This window comes from Streptomyces sp. NPDC046925 (assembly GCF_040644915.1).
GTDB lineage: Bacteria > Actinomycetota > Actinomycetes > Streptomycetales > Streptomycetaceae > Streptomyces.
In genome coordinates, this window is record NZ_JBEYWZ010000005.1 from 442806 (window position 1) to 461999 (window position 19194).

At 68.8% G+C, this 19194-nt stretch carries 21 protein-coding genes and 1 riboswitch; of the genes, 9 read left to right on the forward strand and 12 right to left on the reverse strand.

What is annotated here, in order from left to right; genetic code table 11:
• Positions 1-63: 63 nt before the first annotated feature.
• Positions 64-516 (reverse strand): GNAT family N-acetyltransferase, encoded by a 453-nt coding sequence (locus ABZ906_RS23485; RefSeq protein ID WP_361385547.1) that lies wholly within the window; start codon positions 514-516, stop codon positions 64-66.
• A 62-nt stretch (positions 517-578) separates the two neighbouring features.
• Positions 579-1037 carry a MarR family transcriptional regulator gene (locus ABZ906_RS23490; protein ID WP_361385550.1) on the reverse strand — a complete coding sequence of 153 codons (459 nt, stop codon included), beginning with the start codon at positions 1035-1037 and terminating at the stop codon, positions 579-581.
• A gap of 141 nt (positions 1038-1178) precedes the next feature.
• On the opposite strand from ABZ906_RS23490, the gene ABZ906_RS23495 reads away from it, so the two are divergent.
• Positions 1179-2387, forward strand: a complete 1209-nt coding sequence (locus ABZ906_RS23495) for an MFS transporter (RefSeq protein ID WP_361385553.1) — start codon at positions 1179-1181, stop codon at positions 2385-2387.
• A gap of 65 nt (positions 2388-2452) precedes the next feature.
• A complete protein-coding gene (locus ABZ906_RS23500; protein ID WP_361193735.1) occupies positions 2453-2878 on the forward strand; it encodes a heme-binding protein in 426 nt (141 codons plus the stop codon).
• Between the two features lie 84 nt (positions 2879-2962).
• Here ABZ906_RS23500 and ABZ906_RS23505 read toward each other — a convergent pair whose 3' ends face one another.
• Together ABZ906_RS23505 and ABZ906_RS23510 are read right to left on the reverse strand one after the other, a co-directional pair.
• Positions 2963-3832 carry a GNAT family N-acetyltransferase gene (locus ABZ906_RS23505; protein ID WP_361385556.1) on the reverse strand — a complete coding sequence of 290 codons (870 nt, stop codon included), beginning with the start codon at positions 3830-3832 and terminating at the stop codon, positions 2963-2965.
• Between the two features lie 5 nt (positions 3833-3837).
• Positions 3838-4389, reverse strand: coding sequence for a DUF2269 domain-containing protein (locus ABZ906_RS23510; RefSeq protein WP_361385559.1), 552 nt, complete (start codon positions 4387-4389; stop codon positions 3838-3840).
• 76 nt (positions 4390-4465) lie between these two features.
• Here ABZ906_RS23510 and ABZ906_RS23515 point away from each other — a divergent pair, with 76 nt between their 5' ends.
• Together ABZ906_RS23515 and ABZ906_RS23520 are read left to right on the forward strand one after the other, a co-directional pair.
• Entirely contained in the window at positions 4466-5107 is a 642-nt protein-coding gene (locus ABZ906_RS23515; protein WP_361385562.1) for an HAD-IB family phosphatase, read from the forward strand.
• A 385-nt stretch (positions 5108-5492) separates the two neighbouring features.
• Positions 5493-6986, forward strand: coding sequence for a globin domain-containing protein (locus tag ABZ906_RS23520; protein WP_361385565.1), 1494 nt, complete (start codon positions 5493-5495; stop codon positions 6984-6986).
• Positions 6987-7053: 67 nt separating this feature from the next.
• Here ABZ906_RS23520 and ABZ906_RS23525 read toward each other — a convergent pair whose 3' ends face one another.
• The 5 genes from ABZ906_RS23525 to ABZ906_RS23545 form a co-directional block, all read right to left on the reverse strand.
• Complete coding sequence (locus ABZ906_RS23525; RefSeq protein WP_361193722.1) at positions 7054-7536, reverse strand: NUDIX hydrolase; 483 nt, start codon at positions 7534-7536, stop codon at positions 7054-7056.
• A gap of 59 nt (positions 7537-7595) precedes the next feature.
• Positions 7596-8501, reverse strand: coding sequence for a LysR family transcriptional regulator (locus ABZ906_RS23530; RefSeq protein ID WP_361385873.1), 906 nt, complete (start codon positions 8499-8501; stop codon positions 7596-7598).
• A gap of 242 nt (positions 8502-8743) precedes the next feature.
• Positions 8744-9991, reverse strand: a complete 1248-nt coding sequence (locus tag ABZ906_RS23535; protein ID WP_361385568.1) for a cystathionine gamma-lyase — start codon at positions 9989-9991, stop codon at positions 8744-8746.
• Entirely contained in the window at positions 9988-10485 is a 498-nt protein-coding gene (locus ABZ906_RS23540; protein WP_361385571.1) for a low molecular weight protein-tyrosine-phosphatase, read from the reverse strand. Before ABZ906_RS23540 ends, ABZ906_RS23535 begins: the two co-directional genes overlap by 4 nt.
• 9 nt (positions 10486-10494) lie before the next feature.
• Entirely contained in the window at positions 10495-10875 is a 381-nt protein-coding gene (locus tag ABZ906_RS23545) for a phage holin family protein (protein ID WP_361193714.1), read from the reverse strand.
• 71 nt (positions 10876-10946) lie between these two features.
• On the opposite strand from ABZ906_RS23545, the gene ABZ906_RS23550 reads away from it, so the two are divergent.
• From ABZ906_RS23550 to ABZ906_RS23565, 4 genes are all read left to right on the forward strand, one after another.
• Positions 10947-11264 (forward strand): cupin domain-containing protein, encoded by a 318-nt coding sequence (locus tag ABZ906_RS23550; protein WP_361193712.1) that lies wholly within the window; start codon positions 10947-10949, stop codon positions 11262-11264.
• Between the two features lie 175 nt (positions 11265-11439).
• Positions 11440-11661 (forward strand): DUF5326 family protein, encoded by a 222-nt coding sequence (locus tag ABZ906_RS23555; RefSeq protein WP_190082947.1) that lies wholly within the window; start codon positions 11440-11442, stop codon positions 11659-11661.
• A gap of 362 nt (positions 11662-12023) precedes the next feature.
• Entirely contained in the window at positions 12024-12737 is a 714-nt protein-coding gene (locus ABZ906_RS23560) for an IclR family transcriptional regulator C-terminal domain-containing protein (RefSeq protein WP_361193709.1), read from the forward strand.
• Positions 12738-12840: 103 nt separating this feature from the next.
• Entirely contained in the window at positions 12841-13278 is a 438-nt protein-coding gene (locus ABZ906_RS23565; RefSeq protein WP_361193706.1) for an SsgA family sporulation/cell division regulator, read from the forward strand.
• A gap of 57 nt (positions 13279-13335) precedes the next feature.
• Here the strand turns inward: ABZ906_RS23565 and ABZ906_RS23570 are convergent, their stop codons facing one another.
• On the reverse strand, positions 13336-14805 hold the full coding sequence (locus ABZ906_RS23570; protein ID WP_361385574.1) for a YibE/F family protein: 1470 nt from the start codon (positions 14803-14805) through the stop codon (positions 13336-13338).
• Positions 14806-14876: 71 nt separating this feature from the next.
• Positions 14877-15032: riboswitch (TPP riboswitch) on the forward strand.
• Between ABZ906_RS23570 and thiC the strand changes: the two genes are divergently transcribed.
• The gene (thiC, locus tag ABZ906_RS23575; protein ID WP_361385577.1) at positions 15025-16806 is read left to right on the forward strand and encodes a phosphomethylpyrimidine synthase ThiC; all 1782 of its coding nucleotides are present in this window, start codon (positions 15025-15027) and stop codon (positions 16804-16806) included. It overlaps the preceding riboswitch by 8 nt.
• Positions 16807-16907: 101 nt before the next feature.
• Here the strand turns inward: thiC and ABZ906_RS23580 are convergent, their stop codons facing one another.
• Together ABZ906_RS23580 and ABZ906_RS23585 are read right to left on the reverse strand one after the other, a co-directional pair.
• A complete protein-coding gene (locus ABZ906_RS23580) occupies positions 16908-17783 on the reverse strand; it encodes a hypothetical protein (RefSeq protein WP_361385580.1) in 876 nt (291 codons plus the stop codon).
• A gap of 182 nt (positions 17784-17965) precedes the next feature.
• Positions 17966-19048, reverse strand: coding sequence for a metallophosphoesterase (locus ABZ906_RS23585; protein ID WP_361385583.1), 1083 nt, complete (start codon positions 19046-19048; stop codon positions 17966-17968).
• Between the last annotated feature and the right edge of the window lie 146 nt (positions 19049-19194).

Consider the following 19194-nt stretch of genomic DNA (forward strand, 5'->3'; position numbering starts at 1 on the left):
GGCTTTTTTATTCACGTGAAACACGACGCCCCCACCAGTACGTACGACCTGTAAACGGCAGCCTCAGAGCTGCAACTTGAAGCCCACATGCGAGGCCGTGAACCCGAGTCGCTCGTAGAAGCGGTGGGCGTCGGTGCGGGATGCGTCGGAGGTCAGCTGCACCAACTGGCAGTTCTGGCGCCGGGACTCGTCGACGGCCCACTCGATGAAACGGGTGCCGAGGCCGCTGCCGCGTTCGTCGGCGTGGACGCGCACGCCTTCGATGATCGACCGCGTCGCGCCTTTCCGGGACAGGCCCGGAACGATCGTGAGCTGGAGCGTGCCGACGACGCGTCCCTCGCGCACGGCGACGACCAGGTGCTGGTTCGGGTCCCCGGCAAGGCGCTCGTACGCGGTGAGGTACGGGGTGAGGTCGTCCGGCGACTCGCGCGTGCTGCCCAGGGGATCGTCGGCGAGCATCTCCACGATGGCGGGGACGTCGTCGGCGATCGCCGGGCGTATCTCAAGATCTCCCATGAGGAGCAGCCTATGCAGCGGCCTGCCTTCCGGGCAGGAGACTGCAGGCGGCCACAGGCTTCCTACGCCGGTACGCGCACCGCTTCCACTGCCCTGACCAGCGGCGTGAGCTCCGGGTTCAGCGCTGCTTCGTCCAGCGCCTCGCGCAGCGCGGCGTCGTTCGTGGGACGCGCCTCGGCGAGGAGTGCGGCGCCCGACTCGCTGACGTCCGTGTAGATGCCGCGGCGGTCGGTGGGGCACAGGTAGCGGGAGAGCAGCCCGCGGTCCTCGAGCCGGGTGACCAGGCGCGTGGTGGCGCTCTGGCTGAGTACGACGGCGTCGGCGACCTGCTTCATCTGCAGATGGCCGCCTTCCCCGTCGTGCTGGCGGCTGAGCACATCGAGCAGGGAGTACTCGCGCACGCTCAGGCCGTGCTCGGCCTGCAAGGCGCGCTCGATGTGGGTCTCGATCTTCCCGTGGAGCAAGGAGAGCGCGCACCAGCCCTGCGCAAGGGCGGTCAGTGCGGGGTCCGTCGCTGTCATGGCTCTTGTTCCTCCGTCCGGGAGCTACTGACGACCAGGATAGTCCACCGGTGCAATATCCAGCGGTTGCAAGTAACCCGCGTGTGCAACTATTGTGGACGCAAGCTAAGCGCACCTGCAATCGTCTTGGAAGGTAGAACCATGCCTCTCGCGCTACTGGCCCTCGCGATCGGGGCCTTCGGAATCGGGACCACAGAGTTCGTGATCATGGGACTCCTCCCTGAGGTCGCGGGTGACTTCGGCGTCTCCATCCCCACGGCCGGTCTCCTGGTGACCGGCTACGCACTCGGCGTCGTACTCGGCGCTCCCCTGATGACGGTTCTCGGCACGCGCATCTCCCGCAAGCGGATGCTGATGCTGCTGATGGGCCTGTTCATCGCGGGCAACCTGCTCTCCGCCGTGGCCCCGGTCTTCGGCGTCATGCTGGCCGGCCGTGTCGTTGCCTCGCTCGCCCACGGCGCCTTCTTCGGCATCGGCTCGGTCGTCGCGGCCGAACTGGTCGCTCCGGAGAAGAAGGCCGGAGCCATCGCCATGATGTTCACCGGCCTGACCGTGGCCAACGTGGTCGGTGTGCCGCTCGGAACGCTCGTCGGACAGTCCCTCGGCTGGCGCACGACCTTCGCGATCGTCGCGGGGCTCGGCGTCATCGGCCTGGCCGGTATCGCGAAGCTCGTGCCCGACCTGCCCAAGCCGCAGGGCGTACGGCTGCGCCATGAGCTCGCCGCGTTCCGCAACGTGCAGGTGCTGCTCGCCATGGCGATGACGATCCTCGGCTTCGGCGGTGTCTTCGCGGCCGTCACCTACCTCGCGCCGATGATGACGGACGTCGCGGGCTACGCGGACTCCTCCGTGACCTGGCTGCTCGTGCTCTTCGGCATCGGCATGGTCGCGGGCAACCTGGTCGGCGGAAAGTTCGCGGACCGCGCGCTGATGCCGCTGCTCTACATCTCGCTGAGCGCGCTGGCCGTCGTGCTCGCTCTCTTCACCCTGACCGCGCACAACAAGATCGCGGCAGCGGTGACCATCGCGCTGATCGGCGCCCTGGGCTTCGCCACCGTGCCCCCGCTGCAGAAGCGGGTGCTCGACCAGGCCTCCGGCGCGCCCACGCTCGCCTCTGCCATGAACATCGGCGCCTTCAACCTCGGCAACGCGCTCTCGGCCTGGCTCGGCGGCCTCGTGATCTCCGCAGGTCTCGGCTACACCGCCCCGAACTGGGTGGGCGCGGTCCTCGCGGGCTCCGCGCTCGTCCTGGCCGTCGTCTCGGCCACCCTGGAGCGCCGCACGGCCGCTCCCAGCCTGGTCGTCACGGGCGCTGCCCCCGTCGAGCAGGCGCAGCCCGTCCACCACTGACCCCCTTCCGAACCACCGGCCACCAGCACGGCCGGCCAAGGCACCACCGCACAAGGAGCACCCCCATGAGCACCACCACCCCCGCCGTTGCCCCGCTGACCATCCAGGACGCCGAGGCGCTCGTCACCGCGGCCCGCCGCGCGGCCGAGGCTGCCGACGTCACGGTCAGCGTCACCGTTCTCGACGCGGGCGGCCACCTGCTCGCCTTCCGGCGCGACGACCGGGCCGTACTGATCTCCGGCGAGACCAGCACCCGCAAGGCGTACACGGCGCTGCAGCTCAACGCCCCGACCGCCGACCTCGTCGACCTGGTCAAGCCCGACGGGCCCTTCCACACCCTGCCCACCGCCCTCGACCGCCCGCTGCTCTTCATCGCGGGCGGCGTCCCGGTGCACCGCGACGGCCGTCTGATCGGCGCCATCGGCGTCGGCGGCGGAGCGCCCGAGCAGGACCACGGCTTCGCCACCGCGGCCGTGGAGGCACTCGCCTAGTACGCCACCCCGCGCGCACACGACGAAGGCCCGCCCCCAAGTACCGGAACCATCCGGCGCTTGGGGGCGGGCCTCTGTGTGCGGTCAGCCTGCCGCGACCGTCAGTGGGGCGAACCGACGGGTCCAGTCGCCGGGCAGCTCGGGGATGCCGTACGTCATCACGGCGTTGAAGGCGATCGGCTCCAGGCCGCGCTCCTTCACCCAGGCGAGCAGCTCTTCATGGCGTACGTCGATATCGGTGCGCAGCGGTCGGTCCGAACCCGCGGCGAGCGAGGCGATCAGGGCCTTCGCCGTCTCGGTGTCCCGGGCGATCAGAGGGCCGATGACATGGGTCTCCATGTTCGGCCAGGCGCCCGCATAGCCGGTGATCGTGCCGTTCGTCTCCGCGACCCTCAGCTGGTCGACGAAGGCGCGAAGCCGGGTGAGTACATGCGTGCGGTCGAGGCCGAAGACCTCGTTGTCGAGACGCACGATCGCCGACAGGTCCTCCGCGGTCGCCGGACGGGTGGCGACATCCGGCAGGGGCCCGCCGGGGGTGAATCTGCCGCGGACCATTTCGGCACGGCCGGTGTTCTTGAATCCCAGCTGCTCGTACAGAGGGCGGCCGTTCGGCGTGGCATGGAGGGTGAGCGGGGTGGAGCCCGCGCCTTCGACGATGTACTGCATCAGGCGACGGCCCAGGCCCTTGCGGGCGTGCCGCTCGGCGACAAGAACCATGCCGATGGCTCCGAGGCCGGGGCGCTCCTGTGGTCCGTAGTCGGTCACCACGCAGGCGGCGATGAGGCCATTGCCGTCGGGGTCGTCGATGCCGTAGCCCGTGCCGGCCGAGAGCAGCAGCCCCCATTTATGGTCCTCGCGTGGCCAGCCGCGATCCTGCGACAGGTCGGCGCAGGCGGTCAGATCACGGAGGGTCAGCCGGCGGATGGGCAGTGTGGAGAGGGTAGGTGTCGACACTCTGCTCAGGCTGTCTGACGCATGACCTTGGCGTCCACCGGTTTGTGGGTAGAGGCACTCATCTTTTGGTCACGTTGCTTCCGGCCGCGGCGGGTGAGGCCCCAAGGCTTGAGCACCGAGATGACCGTCATGAAGAGATAGGCGCTCAGGGAGACGACGGGGCCGGCGATCAGGCCGGTCGGGTCCGCCACGGGGGAGCCCGCGGACACGGCGGCCACCGTGTCGTTGAGGCCCGGTCGCAGGGCGAAGGCCGAGGCTGCGGTGGTGGCCAGAGTCAGCCAGAACTTCACATAGACCCAGCGATGCCTGGCGAGTCCCCAGGGAGTTCCGAGGGACAGCAGCAGGCCGCTCAGCAGTGTGAGCAGGGCGAGCGGGAGCACCAGCCAGTCCGCGAACAGTTTCATGGAGCGGGCGGCGGCCTCTGTGGTCGCGGCGGATCCTGTGGTGATGGCCGCCACGGCGAGTGCGAGCAGCCCGAGCGTAAGCCCGAGCCAGCCTGCGGCGGCGGTGACATGGACGACGAGGGTGGCCCGGCGAGCGGGGCGGCGTAGTTTCACGTGAAACACGGTGCCGGGAGCGGCGGCCGAGGGCGTCTGACAGCGGGAGTAACCGCGGGTACTAGCCTCGGCGTACATGGCACGCCTTCACCTGTTCGACCTGGACGGAACGCTGCTGCACCGTACAGCGGCCCCCGTGGAGATATCGCGACAGCTCGGCCTGGAAGCGGAGATCGCGGAGCTGGAACGCGATTTCGTGGCGGGGCGGATCGATTCGCCGCAGTATGCGGTCCGCGTGCACGCGCTGTGGGCGGATCTCACGGACACGCAGGTCACTGCGGCCTTCGAGGGGGCTCCGTGGCTGACGGGGATCCGGGAGACCTGGGCCGAGATCCGGGAGGGTGGGGACTACTGCGCGGTGATCTCGCTGTCGCCGTCGTTCTTCGTGGAGCGGCTGCTCGGCTGGGGTGCGCATGCCGCGTACGGGTCGCGGTTCCCCTCCGTGCCGTTCACCGAGCCGGTGAACCCGACGGGCATACTCAACGCCGCGGCCAAGGTGAAGATCGCGGAACGTCTGTGTGAAGAGTTCGGGGTCGGGCGGTCCGATTGCGTCGCTTATGGTGACTCGCTCTCGGATCTGGATCTGTTCGGAGCCGTGCCGGTTTCGGTCGCCGTCAATGCGGATCAGCGGCTGGTCGGGCTCGCCACCCACTCTTATGTCGGTCGCGATCTGCGTAAGGCGTATGAATTGGTGCGAGCCGATGGGGAGTTGGGGTAATTGGCGGGTCTTGGCCGCTGAATTCCCGCTGAAGCGCGGCAGGACTTGTGTGTCGGACGGCTGCCGGTATGGTCGAGTCCGGTTCGAGCCGGGTGCTCCCACAGCACCCCAGGGGGGCACGGGCGGAGGACAACGCAGCCTAACCGGGCGAAGAGATCGAAGACCTGAACTTTCCGTTATGCGACCGGCGTGACGGTGAGGGATGAGAGGCTGCGATGAGGCCGACTGCGGGCAATGTCACATTTGCCACCTACTTGTCCGTAGGGTCCGGTAATTCGAGGTTCAATGTGGCCACATTGGCTGCCGAGGCGGAGCGGGGAAAGTAAGCGGCTTCCTACAGGGAAGTGCATGGACCGACTGAGAGATGTTCGAGGCGAGGCACAGCATGGACGCTCCGACCACCACGTCGGCGGGCAACGGCACTTCCGGCGACAGCGGCGGTGGAGGCGGCTGGTTCACCCCACGCAAGGCGCCGAAGCCGTCTGAGGGCGGCGAGCCGACACGACCCGAGGGCGGTGAGCCCGAGACGTCCGAGGGACGCCGGGTGTCCGCCATACGCCCGCTGGGCAGGACCGCCCCCGCCGCTGACGAGAACGCTCCCGCGCCCGATCACACGGCCGAGGAACGAATACCGGCGGCCCGGCAGGCGCCAGAACCGACCTTCGCGCCAGAACCGACCTCCGCGCCAGAACCGACCTTCGCGCCGGACGCACCGCAGTCCGGCCCCTATGCGCAGCAGTCGCGGCCCGCACCGCAGCCCTCCCCCAAGGGTTCCCCCGACGCGATCCGCGTCCAGCGCACGATGGCCGAGATAGGCCCGGTCGCCGACAAGGTGACCTCGTACTTCTACGCGCTGCTCTTCACCCGCCACCCCGAGCTGCGCCCTCTGTTCCCCGCCGCGATGGATACCCAGCGCGACCGGCTGCTCAAGGCACTGCTGACCGCGGCCGAACTCATCGACCACTCCGACGTCCTCGCCGAGTACCTGCAGAACCTCGGCCGCGGCCACCGCAAGTACGGCACGCAGTCCGAGCACTACCCGGCCGTCGGCGAGTGTCTGATCGGCTCGCTCAGCCGCTACGCGAGCGCGGTCTGGGACGAGGAGACCGAGGCCGCCTGGGTGCGGACGTACACGAAGATCTCCCAGATCATGATCGACGCGGCTGCCGCGGATGAACTGCGCGCCCCCGCCTGGTGGCTCGCCGAGGTTGTCTCCCACGACCTCAGAACGCCTGACATCGCTGTCGTCACGGTCCGGCCCGACCAGCCCTACCCCTTTCTGGCGGGCCAGTACACGAGCCTGGAGACGCCTTGGTGGCCGCGGATCTGGCGGCACTACTCGTTCGCGTCGGCGCCGCGCTCCGACGGGCTGCTCTCCTTCCACGTGAAGGCTGTCCCGGCGGGCTGGGTCTCCAACGCTCTGGTGCATCACGCACGGCCGGGCGACGTCCTGCGGCTCGGCGCGCCCGCCGGCTCGATGACCGTCGACCACACCACCGACAGCGGCCTGCTCTGCCTGGGCGGCGGGACGGGGATCGCCCCCATCAAGGCGCTCGTCGAGGATGTCGCCGAGCACGGCCAACGGCGGCCTGTCGAGGTGTTCTACGGCGCCCGTACCGACCATGACCTGTACGACATCGACACGATGATGCGGCTCCAGCAGACCCACCCGTGGCTGTCGGTCCGCCCGGTCGTCGACGACCACGCCCAGTTCCCGGAGGCCGTGCGCGAGTACGGCCCCTGGAACGAGTACGACGCCTATCTCTCGGGCCCGCCCGGCATGATCCGCAGCGGCGTGGACGCCCTGCGGGACGTGGGTATCCCGGTCGGCCGGATCCGCCACGACTCCGTGGAGGAACTGATGGCGACGGCAGAGTGAGGCACAGCCGGGATCAGAACAGCCCCGAACCGCCCTGAAAACAGATCAGCCCAGCTCAGGTGACAGATCAGCCCAGGTCAGGCGCGTGCATCGCGCGTACGCCCTCGATGTTGCCGTCCAGATAGTGCCGCAGCGACAGCGGGACCAGATGGACCGCGGCGATCCCGACTCTGGTGAAGGGCACGTAGACGATCTCGTACTCGCCGCATGGCTCCTCGATCTCGGGGCCGTGCCGCTGCGAGACGTCCATGGACTCCAGGCGGCAGACGAAGAAGTGCTGCACCTTGACGCCGGTCGTGCTGCTGTCCTCGCCGATGTGCTCGACGGTGTCCACGAAGCAGGGCACTACGTCGGAGATCTTGGCGCCGAGTTCCTCGTGCAGTTCACGATGGAGCGCGTCGACAACGGTCGCGTCCTCCGGCTCCACGCCGCCACCAGGGGTGAGCCAGTAGGGATCGACGCCGGGCTTGGTCCGCTTGATCAGGATCAGGTCGTTTCCATCGAGCAGGACGGCGCGTGCGGTGCGCTTGACCACGGGGCGAACGGTCATGGGAGAAATGTGGCCCGGACTGTTCCACGTGAAACATCGTGAACCAGTCGGAGTCTCGCTCAAGCCCAGTCGACGGCAGCGCGCAGCAGCCACTCGTGCGCCCGCGCGATATGCGGCATCGCGAGTGTGCCGGTGCGCACGGCAAGGAAGTACGTGCGCAGCGGGGGCACCGCCGGGTCCAGCAGGGCCATGACCTCGCCACTCTTGAGAGCGTCCGCGCAGAGATAGCGCGGCAGCACGGCGAGCCCCGCGCCGTTGGCGACGCAGGCGAGCACCGCCCGCAGGTCCGGCACGATGACGGCGCCCGATGCGGCCGGACGGGTGTCGAAGACGGCGGCCCAGTAACGGGAGACCAGCGGCAGCGACTCGTGGACCTCCACCACCGGCAGGTTCTCCAGCGCGGAAGCGCCCTTGCGGCGCAGTTTGCCGGGGCCGATACGGGCGGCCCAGTGCGGGTCCGCGACCAGGACGTGCTCCTCGTCGCAGAGAGGGGTCGCGGTGAGCAGCGCGCCGCGCGGCCGGGCTGCGGTGATGGCCAGATCGTGGTGCCCGGCGGAGAGCCCTTCGAGGACCTCCTCCGCGTTGCCGAACGTGGCACGCAGCGCGAGACCCTGGCCGTCCTGCCCGGTCAGGGTGGTGAGAGCGGGTAACGCGCGGGCCGCGGTGAACTCCGGAGGCCCAGCGAGATGGAGGGTGCGGACCGAGGAGTCCTCTTCGAGCTCCGTTTCGGCGATCTCCACCAGGGCGTCGAGATGTGGCGCAGCCTTGTGGGCGAGTTCGTCCCCGATGGTCGTGGGTGTCACGCCGCGCGCCTGGCGCAGGAACAGGGGGCGGCCCAACTGCCTCTCAAGGGTGCGTATCTGCGAGGTGACGGCGGGCTGGGACAGGCCGAGCAGGGCGGCCGCACGGGTGAAGGAACCGGCCCGGTGCACGGTCACGAACGTGCGCAGCAGGGCCAGATCCACGACGGTGTCTCCCATCCCGGCCCTCAGAGGGCCGCGCCCAACTATAAATATGTCGATAGGTCTCTGTCGCTACTGTGATTGGACACTGACACAGAGTCAACTAGCCTTGTTCGCGCGGTTCTTCGCGCGCAGAACCGGAACGGTCCGAGCCACGAGGGGGGAGGCTCGGACCGTTCGTTGTACGTAGCCGGGTACTAGCCGTGCTGTACGCGCTTCCGTACCGCCGGGAGCGGACGGGTGCGTCAGCCCGCCGACTCGTCCAGCGCGCGCAGCACGTCCGCGACCAGGTCAGCGGGGTCCTCCGACCCGGCGGAGAGGCGGATGAAGCCCTCCGCGACGGCGTCCCCGCCCCAGCGGCCACGCCGCTCGGCGGTGGAACGCACGCCGCCGAAGCTCGTAGCGTCGTCCACCAGACGCAGTGCGTCGAGGAAGCGGTCGGCACGCTCGCGCGAGGGCAGCGTGAAGGAGACCACACACCCGAAGCGCCGCATCTGCTGCGAGGCGATCTTGTACGAGGGGTCATCCGGAAGCCCGGGGTAGCGGAGCCCGGTCACCTCGCCGCGGCCGCGCAGCGCCTCGGCCACGGCCAGGGCGTTGGCGTTCTGCCGCTCGGCGCGGAGCTGGAGCGTGGCGAGCGAGCGATGCGCCAGCCAGGCCTCCATCGGCCCCGGAATGGCACCGACGATCTTGCGCCAGCGCCGCACGGAAGCGGTCAACTCCGCATTGCGGCAGGCGACGTACCCCAGGAGGATGTCGCCGTGACCGGTGAGCATCTTGGTGCCGCTGGCCACGGAGAAGTCCGCGCCGAGTTCGAGGGGGCGCTGGCCGAGCGGGGTCGCCAGGGTGTTGTCGACCGCCACCAGGGCACCGCGTGCGTGTGCCGCGTCGGCGAGGCGCCGTACGTCGCACACGTCGAGGCCCGGGTTCGACGGCGTCTCGATCCAGAGCAGCTTGGCGCCGTCCAGGACGTCGAGCTGGGCGTCGTTGCCGGTGGGGGCGGTGCGCACCTCGATGCCGTACGCGGTGAGCTGCTCCCTGACCAGGGGCAGCGCCTGATAGCCGTCGTCCGGCAGGACCACCGCGTCACCGGCGCGCAGCTGCGAGAAGAGCACCGCCGAGATGGCGGCCATCCCGGAGGCGAAGACCAGGGTCTCGACGTCCGCCGCGGCGGCTCCGCCAGCCTCCTCGCCGGATGCACTGCCCGGCGTCCCGCCCGGCGTCCCGGTCGGCGCCTCAAGCTCGCCGATCGCCTGTTCGAGAAGCGTCCAGGTCGGGTTGTCGTCCCGTCCGTAGGTGTACGGGCCCGTGGGGTCGCCCGGCAGGTGGAAGTGCGCGGCGAACACCGGGCCCGGCAGGGTCGGCTCGTGCTTCACCGGCTCGGGAAGGCCGGCCCGCACCGCTTTCGTGCCGTCGCCCAGCCCGGCGCCCGTACCCGTGCCCGCGCCCGTCCCTGCTCCGGTACCTGCGGCTATCGCTGCGGAGTCCGTCATGCCGCCCGCCTCTCACTTGCTTCACGTACGGCGTCGAGCAGACCGTCGCTCGCCGCCTCCACCATTCTCAGGCACGCCTCGAAGCCGTCGTCGTCCCCGTAATACGGGTCGGGCACGTCCAGGTCCCCCAGGCCCACGGCCACGGGGTCGTACGAGCGGAGCAGCCGTACCTTGTCCGCGTCGGCCGCGGTGGGCGCGAGGCGCCGCAGGGCCCGCAGATGGCCGGAGTCCAGGGCGATCACCAGATCGAGCCGAGAGAACCAGGAGGCCTGGAATTGGCGCGCCACGTGATCGCTCTCATAGTCGGCCGCCGTCAGGACGGAGACGGTGCGCGGGTCGGCGCCGTCCCCCTCGTGCCAGCCGTCGGTGCCCGCACTCTCCACCCGGACGATTTCGCCGAGTCCGGCCCCGTCCACCCGTGCGCGGAAGACGGACTCGGCCATGGGGGACCGGCAGATGTTGCCGGTGCAGACGAAGCTCACGGAGAAGGCCATGGGGCGGGCTCAGTCCTTGTCGTCGGGCAGGACGACGTTCATCGCCCAGGACACGATCGAGATGATCAGGCCGCCGAGGACGGCGGTCCAGAACCCCTCGACGTGGAAGCTCACGTCGAACTTGTCGGCGAGCCATGAGGTCAGCAGCAGCATCAGGGCGTTGACCACGAGCGTGATCAGGCCGAGGGTCAGAATGAACAGCGGGAAGGTGAGGACCTTCACGACCGGCTTGACCAGGAAGTTCACCAGACCGAAGAGCAGCGCGACGACGATCAGCGTGAGCGTCTTCCCGCCGGTGCTGTCGCCGGTCAGAGTGATCTTGTCGAGGAGCCACACGGCGACGGCCAGGGCCGCCGCGTTGGCGATCGTCTTGACTACGAAATTCTTCATGTGTCTGATCGTTGCAGACGGACGACCAGAGCGGTCGGCCCGCTAGGTGGGGCAAGGGGCGTACGAGGACGATGAAGGCATTCCGGCTGGATGAACTGGAGACGGAGCGCGCCGCGAACGACGGCGCGTATCTGCAGTTTCTGCGCGAGCGGAACATGTCGGTCGGGCTGTACGCGCTCGATGCCGGGGACACCGATCCGCAGCAGCCCCACCAGCAGGACGAGGTCTACATGGTCGTCAGCGGCCGGGCGTCGATCACGGTCGGCATGGAGACCACCCAGGTCGCCCGCGGCAGTGTCGTCTACGTGCCGGCCGGGGTGGCCCACAAGTTCCACCACATCAGCGAGGACCTGCGGGTGCTCGTCGTCTTCTCACCGCCTGAGGGCTGACCCCCTTTCGAAGCCCTGCTCCCCTCCTGAGGGCTGACTTATCGGGGCTGCGACCTCGGGGTTCCCTAGGGGGAGGATCAGGGGAGGACAAGGGACGCGAAGCCCCCACAGGGCTCTTCGCCGCCCTAGCATCGAATACAAGAAGCAGGACAGGTGTGGGAGAGAGGTAAGGACGATGGCAGCGCAGGAAATCTTCTCGGGATTGCCGTGGTGGGTGAAGTGGATCGCGGTGCCGGTCATCGCCCTGGTCGTGTTCGGCGGTCTGATAGCGACCGTCGTGGGATTCGTGGTCGGCCTGTTGTTCAAGGCGCTGCTTTTCGTCGCCCTGGTGGGTGGACTCATCTACGTCGTACGGAAGTTCATATCCGGCTCCACCTCTTCCCGCAGCGATTGGTGATTGCCCGGAACGGTTCGCTCGGGTGGGGGAAGTTTCCAGGTGCGGCGCCTTAGGCCGGTGACCAACGGTTAGAGTCCGGAAACCGGAGCGGGGTGAGCCCCCGCACGGGCGCTCTGCGCTCCCACCCGTGTATACCCGGGCACGGGCGGAACCCCCACGCGCTTCGGGAGTGAACCTTGGCCACGGTTGACGCCACACCCGCCGGCATCGCCGCCTCCGCAGACACCGCCGACTCCGCCGACTCCACAGGCACCGCCCCTGCAAGCGGCACCCCACCCAACGACACCCCGTACGGGGCGTCGTCGGCGGTCGCGGTCTCAACCTCCGGCCCGCCCACTCTCATTGGCTCCGTACAGCGGGCGATGCGGCTCCTCGAGGCCGCGTCCGAGCACCAGGAGGGGGCACCCGCCAAACAGTTGGCGCGGGAGGCCGGGCTGGCGCTCCCCACGGCGTATCACCTGCTGCGCACGCTGACGCACGAGGGCTATCTGAGCCGGGACAAGGGCGTGTTCGTGCTCGGCGAGGCAGCCGAGCGGCTGAGCGCGAGCGGGGCGCAGCAGAATCGTCGCGGCATGATCGTGGAGGCCCTGGAGCACTGGCGTGACGTCATCGGGGTGCCGGTGTACTTCGCTCTCTACCGCGAGGGCGAGATCGAGGTGGTGGGCGTCGCGGACACGCCCGGGAATCCGGCCGTGGAGGAATGGGCCGACTTCCGCGAGACGGGACACGCCCATGCGATCGGGCAGTGTCTGCTCGCCCAACTCGACGACGAGCAGCGGCAGGACCACCTCTCCCGTTACCCGGTGCAGTCGATCACTCCGTACTCGGTCCGTGACAACAGAAGTTTCCTGCGCCGCCTGGGCGCGATGGGCCGGATGAGGCCGGTGATGGAGCGGCAGGAGTACGCGTTGGGGACGGTCTGCGCGGCGATTCCGATCACAGCGGGTAACACTGCGGCGACCATGGCGATCTCCGTTCCCTCCTATCAGGAAGATCGACTACTGCCCGCAGCCGAGCGCCTGCAAGACGAGATCGGCAAGTTGTTGGGGACACTGGCTTTCTCTATCAGCATCTGAAAACTCACTCCTTGTGATCTGATGTGTACGTTAAGCAAGATGCCAAGAGTGTCAGGGAGTTGGTTCCTGGCCAGTCGAGCTTCAGCGACGGGGTAGGCGGGCGATGCGAGAGTCGGTCCAGGCAGAGGTCATGATGAGCTTCCTCGTCTCAGAGGAGTTGTCGTTTCGCATCCCGGTGGAGCTGCGTTACGAGGCCGGCGATCCGTACGCCGTCCGGTTCACCTTCCACCTCCCCGGCGACGCACCCGTGACCTGGGCCTTCGGCCGTGAGCTGCTGGTCGACGGGATGGGCGAGGCGTGCGGTGAGGGGGATGTGCACATCGCGCCCACCGATCCCGAACTGCTCGACGAGGTGCACATCAGGCTTCAGGTCGGTGCGGACCAGGCGCTGTTCCGGGTGGGGATCCCGCCGCTGCTCGCCTTCCTGGACCGTACGGACAAGTTGGTGCCGCTCGGGCAGGAGCGGGCGCTCGCGGACTTCGAGACGCATCTGGACGAAGCGCTGGACCGGATCCTCGCCGAGGAGCAGAGCGCGGGTTGACGCCGGGAGCCGGGTGAAGCCGTACGGCAGATTGGGGCATTTTGTGGCATCGGGGGCTCAGGCCTTGCGACGCCGGCCCTTTCCGCCACGGGTCTGCTTGGGAGCAGGGGCGGCGCCGTTTCCCGTCCGGCCCGCGCCGCTTCCCGGCCGACCCGCACCGCTTCCCGGTCGACCCGCACCGCTTCCCGGTCGACCCGCACCGCTTCCTGCCCGGATCGCGCCGCCTTCCGACCGACCCGCGCCGCTTCCCGTCCGGTCCGCGGAGACCACCAGGGCCGCGAGCGCGGTCGTGACCGGCACCGAAGCGACCAGGCCGATCGAACCGACCAGCGTGCGCACGATCTCCTCGGCCACCAGCTCGCTGTTGGCCACCGTGCCCACGCTGCTCTGCGCGATCGAGAAGAGCAGCAGGAGGGGCAGCGCCGCGCCCGCGTAGGCCAGGACGAGGGTGTTGACGACCGAGGCGATGTGATCGCGGCCGATGCGGATGGCCGCGCCGTACAGCCGGCGCCAGCCCATCGTGGGGTTGGCCTGGTGCAGTTCCCAGACGGCGGACGTCTGGGTCACCGTCACGTCGTCGAGCACGCCGAGCGAGCCGATGATGACCCCCGCGAGCAGCAGACCGCTCATGTCGATGGACGGGTACAGGCCGTGGATCAGGCCGGTGTTGTCGTCCGTGTTGCCGCTCAGGGACGCCCAGCCGATGAAGAGCGAGCCGAGCAGCCCGATGAGGAGCAGGGAGATCAGGGTGCCGAGTACGGCGACCGACGTACGGGCCGTGAGGCCGTGGCACAGATAGAGCGCGATCAGCATGATGGCGCTGGCCCCGATCACCGCCACGACCAGCGGGTTCGAGCCCTGGAGGATCGCGGGCAGGATGAAGAACGTGAGGACCAGGAAGCTCAAAGCCAGGGCGACCAGGGCCATGACGCCGCGCATCCGTCCCACCACGACGACGGCGAGCGCGAAGATCCCGGCGAGCAGCGCCATGGGGAACTTCCGGTTCACGTCGGTGACCGAGTACTGCAGTTCCTCGGGAGCCGTGGGTTCGTAGGCGACCACCACCTCCTGTCCCTGGCGCAACTGCCGCGGTGAGTCGGGCTGGACGATCTCGGTGAACGTGCGGCCCGTGTCCTTGCCGCTCGTCACCTCGATCGTCGCCTTCTTGCAGACGCCCTTCGAGCGGGATTCCGCGGACTGCCCCTCCGCGGTGGAGGTGTCGCCGTTGGGCGGCGTCTGGGAGGCGTTGACGTCCTTGCAGGGGAGCTCCTGCACCTTCGTCACGTCGGCCGACTGGGTCTGGCGGTCGAAGCCGACTCCGGTGCGCTCATGGTCCGGTGCGCCACCCGGCCAGAACACCGCGAGCCCCACGACGACCGCCGTGGCGAAAGGAATCAGCACGGCCGCGATGACCTTGCGCAGATGCTTGGAGACGGGCGCCGCCGGACCGTGGCTGTGGGAGTGCCCATGCGGGTCCGGAGGCGTGTTCGGGACGGGCGGCTGGGACGGCGGCTCTGTGGTGGTCACTGCCCGATCATCGCAAGAACGGAGAGGGCCCTCTGTTCAGCGCGCCCGATATGACGCTAGCGTGGAGCCACCTTTGCAAACGCGGGAGCTCGGAGCACCGGGCTGAGAGGGCGCTGAACTCCGTACGAAGCGGCACGAAAAGTGCACGATCCGTACGGAATCCGCTGCGTCGACCGCCGAACCTGTTACCGGGTAATGCCGGCGTAGGGAGTAGGTCTCATGACCACATCGGACGCACGCACGCCTGCCTCGACGCAGAACCAGAGCATCGAGGTCGGGAAGTCCATCGGATGGCACAAGGCGTATGTCGAGGGCTCGCGCCCCGATCTGCGGGTGCCGGTCCGGCAGGTGCACCTCACCAACGGCAAGGCCGTGACCCTGTACGACACTTCGGGTCCGTACACCGACGAGTCCATCGACACCGACGTCCGCAGGGGCCTGGCACCCCTCCGCGAAAACTGGATCATCGCCCGCGGCGACACCGAGGAGTACACGGGCCGTCCGCCCCGCCCCGAGGACGACGGCATCAAGCACACCTCGCCGCGCGGCGGCCTGAAGAACCTCGACGCGGTCTTCCCCGGCCGCCCGCGCCAGCCGCGCAGGGGCCGCGGAGGCCAGGCGGTGACGCAGCTCGCGTACGCCCGCCGCGGCGAGATCACACCCGAGATGGAGTTCATCGGGATCCGCGAGAACCTCGATCCCGAGGTCGTGCGCGCGGAGGTCGCCGCGGGCCGCGCGGTCATCCCCGCCAACGTCAACCACCCGGAGATCGAGCCGATGATCATCGGCAAGAAGTTCCTGGTGAAGGTGAACGCCAACATCGGGAACTCCGCGGTGACCTCCTCCATCGAGGAGGAGGTGGACAAGATGACCTGGGCGACCAAGTGGGGCGCCGACACGGTCATGGACCTCTCCACCGGGCGCAACATCCACACCACCCGCGAGTGGGTCCTGCGCAACTCCCCCGTCCCCATCGGCACCGTGCCGCTCTACCAGGCCCTGGAGAAGGTCGACGGCCAGGCCGAGGCGCTGACCTGGGAGATCTACAAGGACACGGTCATCGAGCAGGCCGAGCAGGGCGTGGACTACATGACGGTGCACGCGGGCGTGCGCCTTCCGTACGTCCCGCTCACCGCCAACCGCAAGACGGGCATCGTCTCGCGCGGCGGCTCGATCATGGCCGCATGGTGCCTCGCGCACCACAAGGAGAGCTTCCTCTACGAGAACTTCGAGGAGCTCTGCGAGATCCTCGCGTCGTACGACGTGACGTACTCGCTCGGCGACGGCCTGCGCCCCGGTTCGATCGCGGACGCCAACGACGAGGCGCAGTTCGCCGAGTTGCGCACTCTCGGGGAACTCAACACGATCGCCAAGCGTCACAATGTACAGACGATGATCGAGGGCCCGGGCCACGTCCCGATGCACAAGATCAAGGAGAACATCGACCTTCAGCAGGAGATCTGCGAGGAGGCGCCGTTCTACACGCTCGGCCCGCTGACCACCGACATCGCGCCCGCGTACGACCACATCACCTCCGGCATCGGCGCCGCGATGATCGGCTGGTGGGGCACGGCCATGCTCTGCTACGTCACGCCCAAGGAGCACCTGGGCCTGCCCAACCGCGACGACGTGAAGACCGGCGTCATCACGTACAAGATCGCTGCCCACGCGGCGGATCTCGCCAAGGGGCATCCGGGCGCGCAGGACTGGGACGACGCGCTCTCGGACGCGCGCTTCGAATTCCGCTGGGAGGACCAGTTCAACCTGGCCCTCGACCCGGTCACGGCACGGGAGTTCCATGACGAGACGCTGCCGGCGGAGCCCGCGAAGACGGCGCACTTCTGCTCGATGTGCGGGCCGAAGTTCTGCAGCATGAAGATCTCGCACGACATCCGGCGTGAGCACGGCGGCACGCAGGAGGAGATCGCGGCGGGCATGGACCAGAAGTCCAAGGAGTTCGCGGCAGCCGGAAACCGCGTGTACCTGCCGATCGCCGACTGAGCGGCGTACGGCACCGCGTTATGGCAATGCGTTACGGCACGGCGCTTCGGGCGGACGGTCATCGCCGCCCGCCCGAAGCCGCGTCGCGTACCACTTCGGTACTACTCCGGCTTGTGTTCGGGACCGCCGAAGTCCGGGCTCGAGAAGTCCGGGCTCGAGTAGCTCGGGCGCGCTCCCGTCGTCTGCCCGCCGCCCGGGCTGCTGAACCCCGGCCTGTGATAGCCGAGGTGAGGCATCCGGCTGTGCGGATCCCCGGCCGGTGTGCGGGCCGCGTGAGCCGCTCCCGGATCCGCGAGCGCCTCCCGCAGGAACGGCAGGACGCCGCGCTCCAGGAGTGCCTTGCCCCAGGCTTCCCTGGCGCGGACCACCTCCTCGTTCTGATCGCCGTACGAACCGGCCTGGAGCGAGGTGGAGCCATTGCGCAGCGCGGTCAGGAGCAGACCGACCGCGGCGACCAGGATGCCGCCCGCGGTGAGCGCGCCGAACAGCCATCCCGCGGTGAGCAGGGTGTCCGCGAAGGCGGGCTCGGGGGTGAGCATCTTCAGGATGTAGCCGACGAGCAGGAAGATCGCGGCGGCCGCCCCGGCGAGAAGGGGCGCGAGCACCGCGACGACGGCGACGGCTCCGGCCCCCGAAGCCTGAACGGTGACCTCCCCCATCGTCGTGGCGATGCCGAGCCCGCCGGAACCGGCTTCCGCCGTGCCCTCGGTGCTCCGCTCACGGATCGGTGATGCGGCAGATCCGCCTTCGCGCAGTTCTTCGCGGACCTTCACGTAGTGCGTGTACTCGGTCGTTGCGGCGGCAGTGATCAGCGCAGTGGCGTTCAGCGCCATGGTGCGCAGCTGCTCCGGATTGAGCCGCTCGCCCAGTGCGGCTAGATCAGGACGGTTCGGTGCGGTGCGCAGCGCCTCATCGAGGATCCGCTCGTACTCGGGGCGGTCCTCATTGAGCAGTTGTGGAGCGCTGTTCATGTGCATCCCCCGATGCTCCGTAGGGCTTGGGAGCTCGCATGGCTGCGAGCCGTCGGGCAGAAACGGAGGGGAGCCTGCTACGGATAAGCCGATGGTAGAGCCGTGACGGCACGCGGTGACAGGGGGTTTCCAGAATTGGGCCCCCTGGCCCGCGTGATCGTGTAGAGGAGCGCCTGCCCAGCGAACGCTCAGTTATCCAGGGGCAGTTGGCAGACCAGCAGTTTTCCGGCCATGGTCACGCCGCCGTCCATGGCGATGGCCAGTCCGCCTGCGTAGATGTGCGGGCCCTCGATTACGGGACCGCCGCCGTCGGAGTCATCCTCCGAGCCGACATCGCCGAGCAGATACGGGATGGGGCTGTGGCCATGCACGATGCGGTGGCCGCCGTACATGTCGAGGAGTTCGCGTACGGCACCGGGGCCCGACTCGTCGCGGAAGGCGAAGCGCTTGGTGAACTTCCTGAAGAGGTCCCAGCACTCGTCGGCGTCGTTGCGGGTGAGGGTCTCGCGGACCGTGTCGTTCACGGCCTCGATCGAGTCGCCGTAATCCAGATAGGCGGTCGTGTCGGAGTGCATCAGGAGATGCCCGTCCTCCGACTCGATCGCGTCGAGGCGCGCCATCCACTGCAGGTGGTGGTCCTCCAGACGCTCCATGTCGGTCTTCTGGCCGCCGTTCAGGAGCCAGGCTGCCTGGAAGGTGGCCGTGCCCGCGCCCGAGTTGACCGGGGTGTCGCCGAACCGCTTCGCGCCGAGAAGGAGCAGCTCGTGGTTGCCCATCAGGGCCTTGCAGTAGCCGCCCGCGGCGGCCGCCTGCGCGGACAGGCGCATCACGAGGTCGATGACGCCGATGCCGTCCGGGCCGCGGTCGGTGAAGTCGCCGAGGAACCACAGGCGTGCGTTGCCCGCGGACCAGTCGCCGTCGCCGTCGATGAGGTTCTGCTCGTGGAGCGCCGCGAGCAGCTCGTCCAGATAGCCGTGCACATCGCCCACGACGAACAGCGGACCGTGTTCGTCGGTCGGCGCCTGCGGAGGCTCCGGCATGGGCTGCACCTCCACTTGCACGGTGTCCCCGCGATTGATGATCGGCAGGTCGCGCTGGGTCGGGGTGTAGCCCTCGTCCGGCACTCCGGCGACCTCCACGGGGGCGCCCGGAGCCGCCACGCCCGCCGGGTCCCCCTGGACCGGCCCGGCCTCATGGACGTACGCCGGAACGCGGAAGTCGCGCAACGTCGCCGTCCGCACATCGGGTCCCTGACCGGCCCCCTGAGTCATCGACCCCTCCACCACCATTACGCCGCATCTACACCGAGATCGGACTGCCTGGTCGCAGCGGCCCGCGGTGTCGTCCGCCCATCATAGGAATGCGGCTCGCGCTGTGTGGTGCACCAGGGGTGGTGAATCAGTGCTGAACCCCTGTT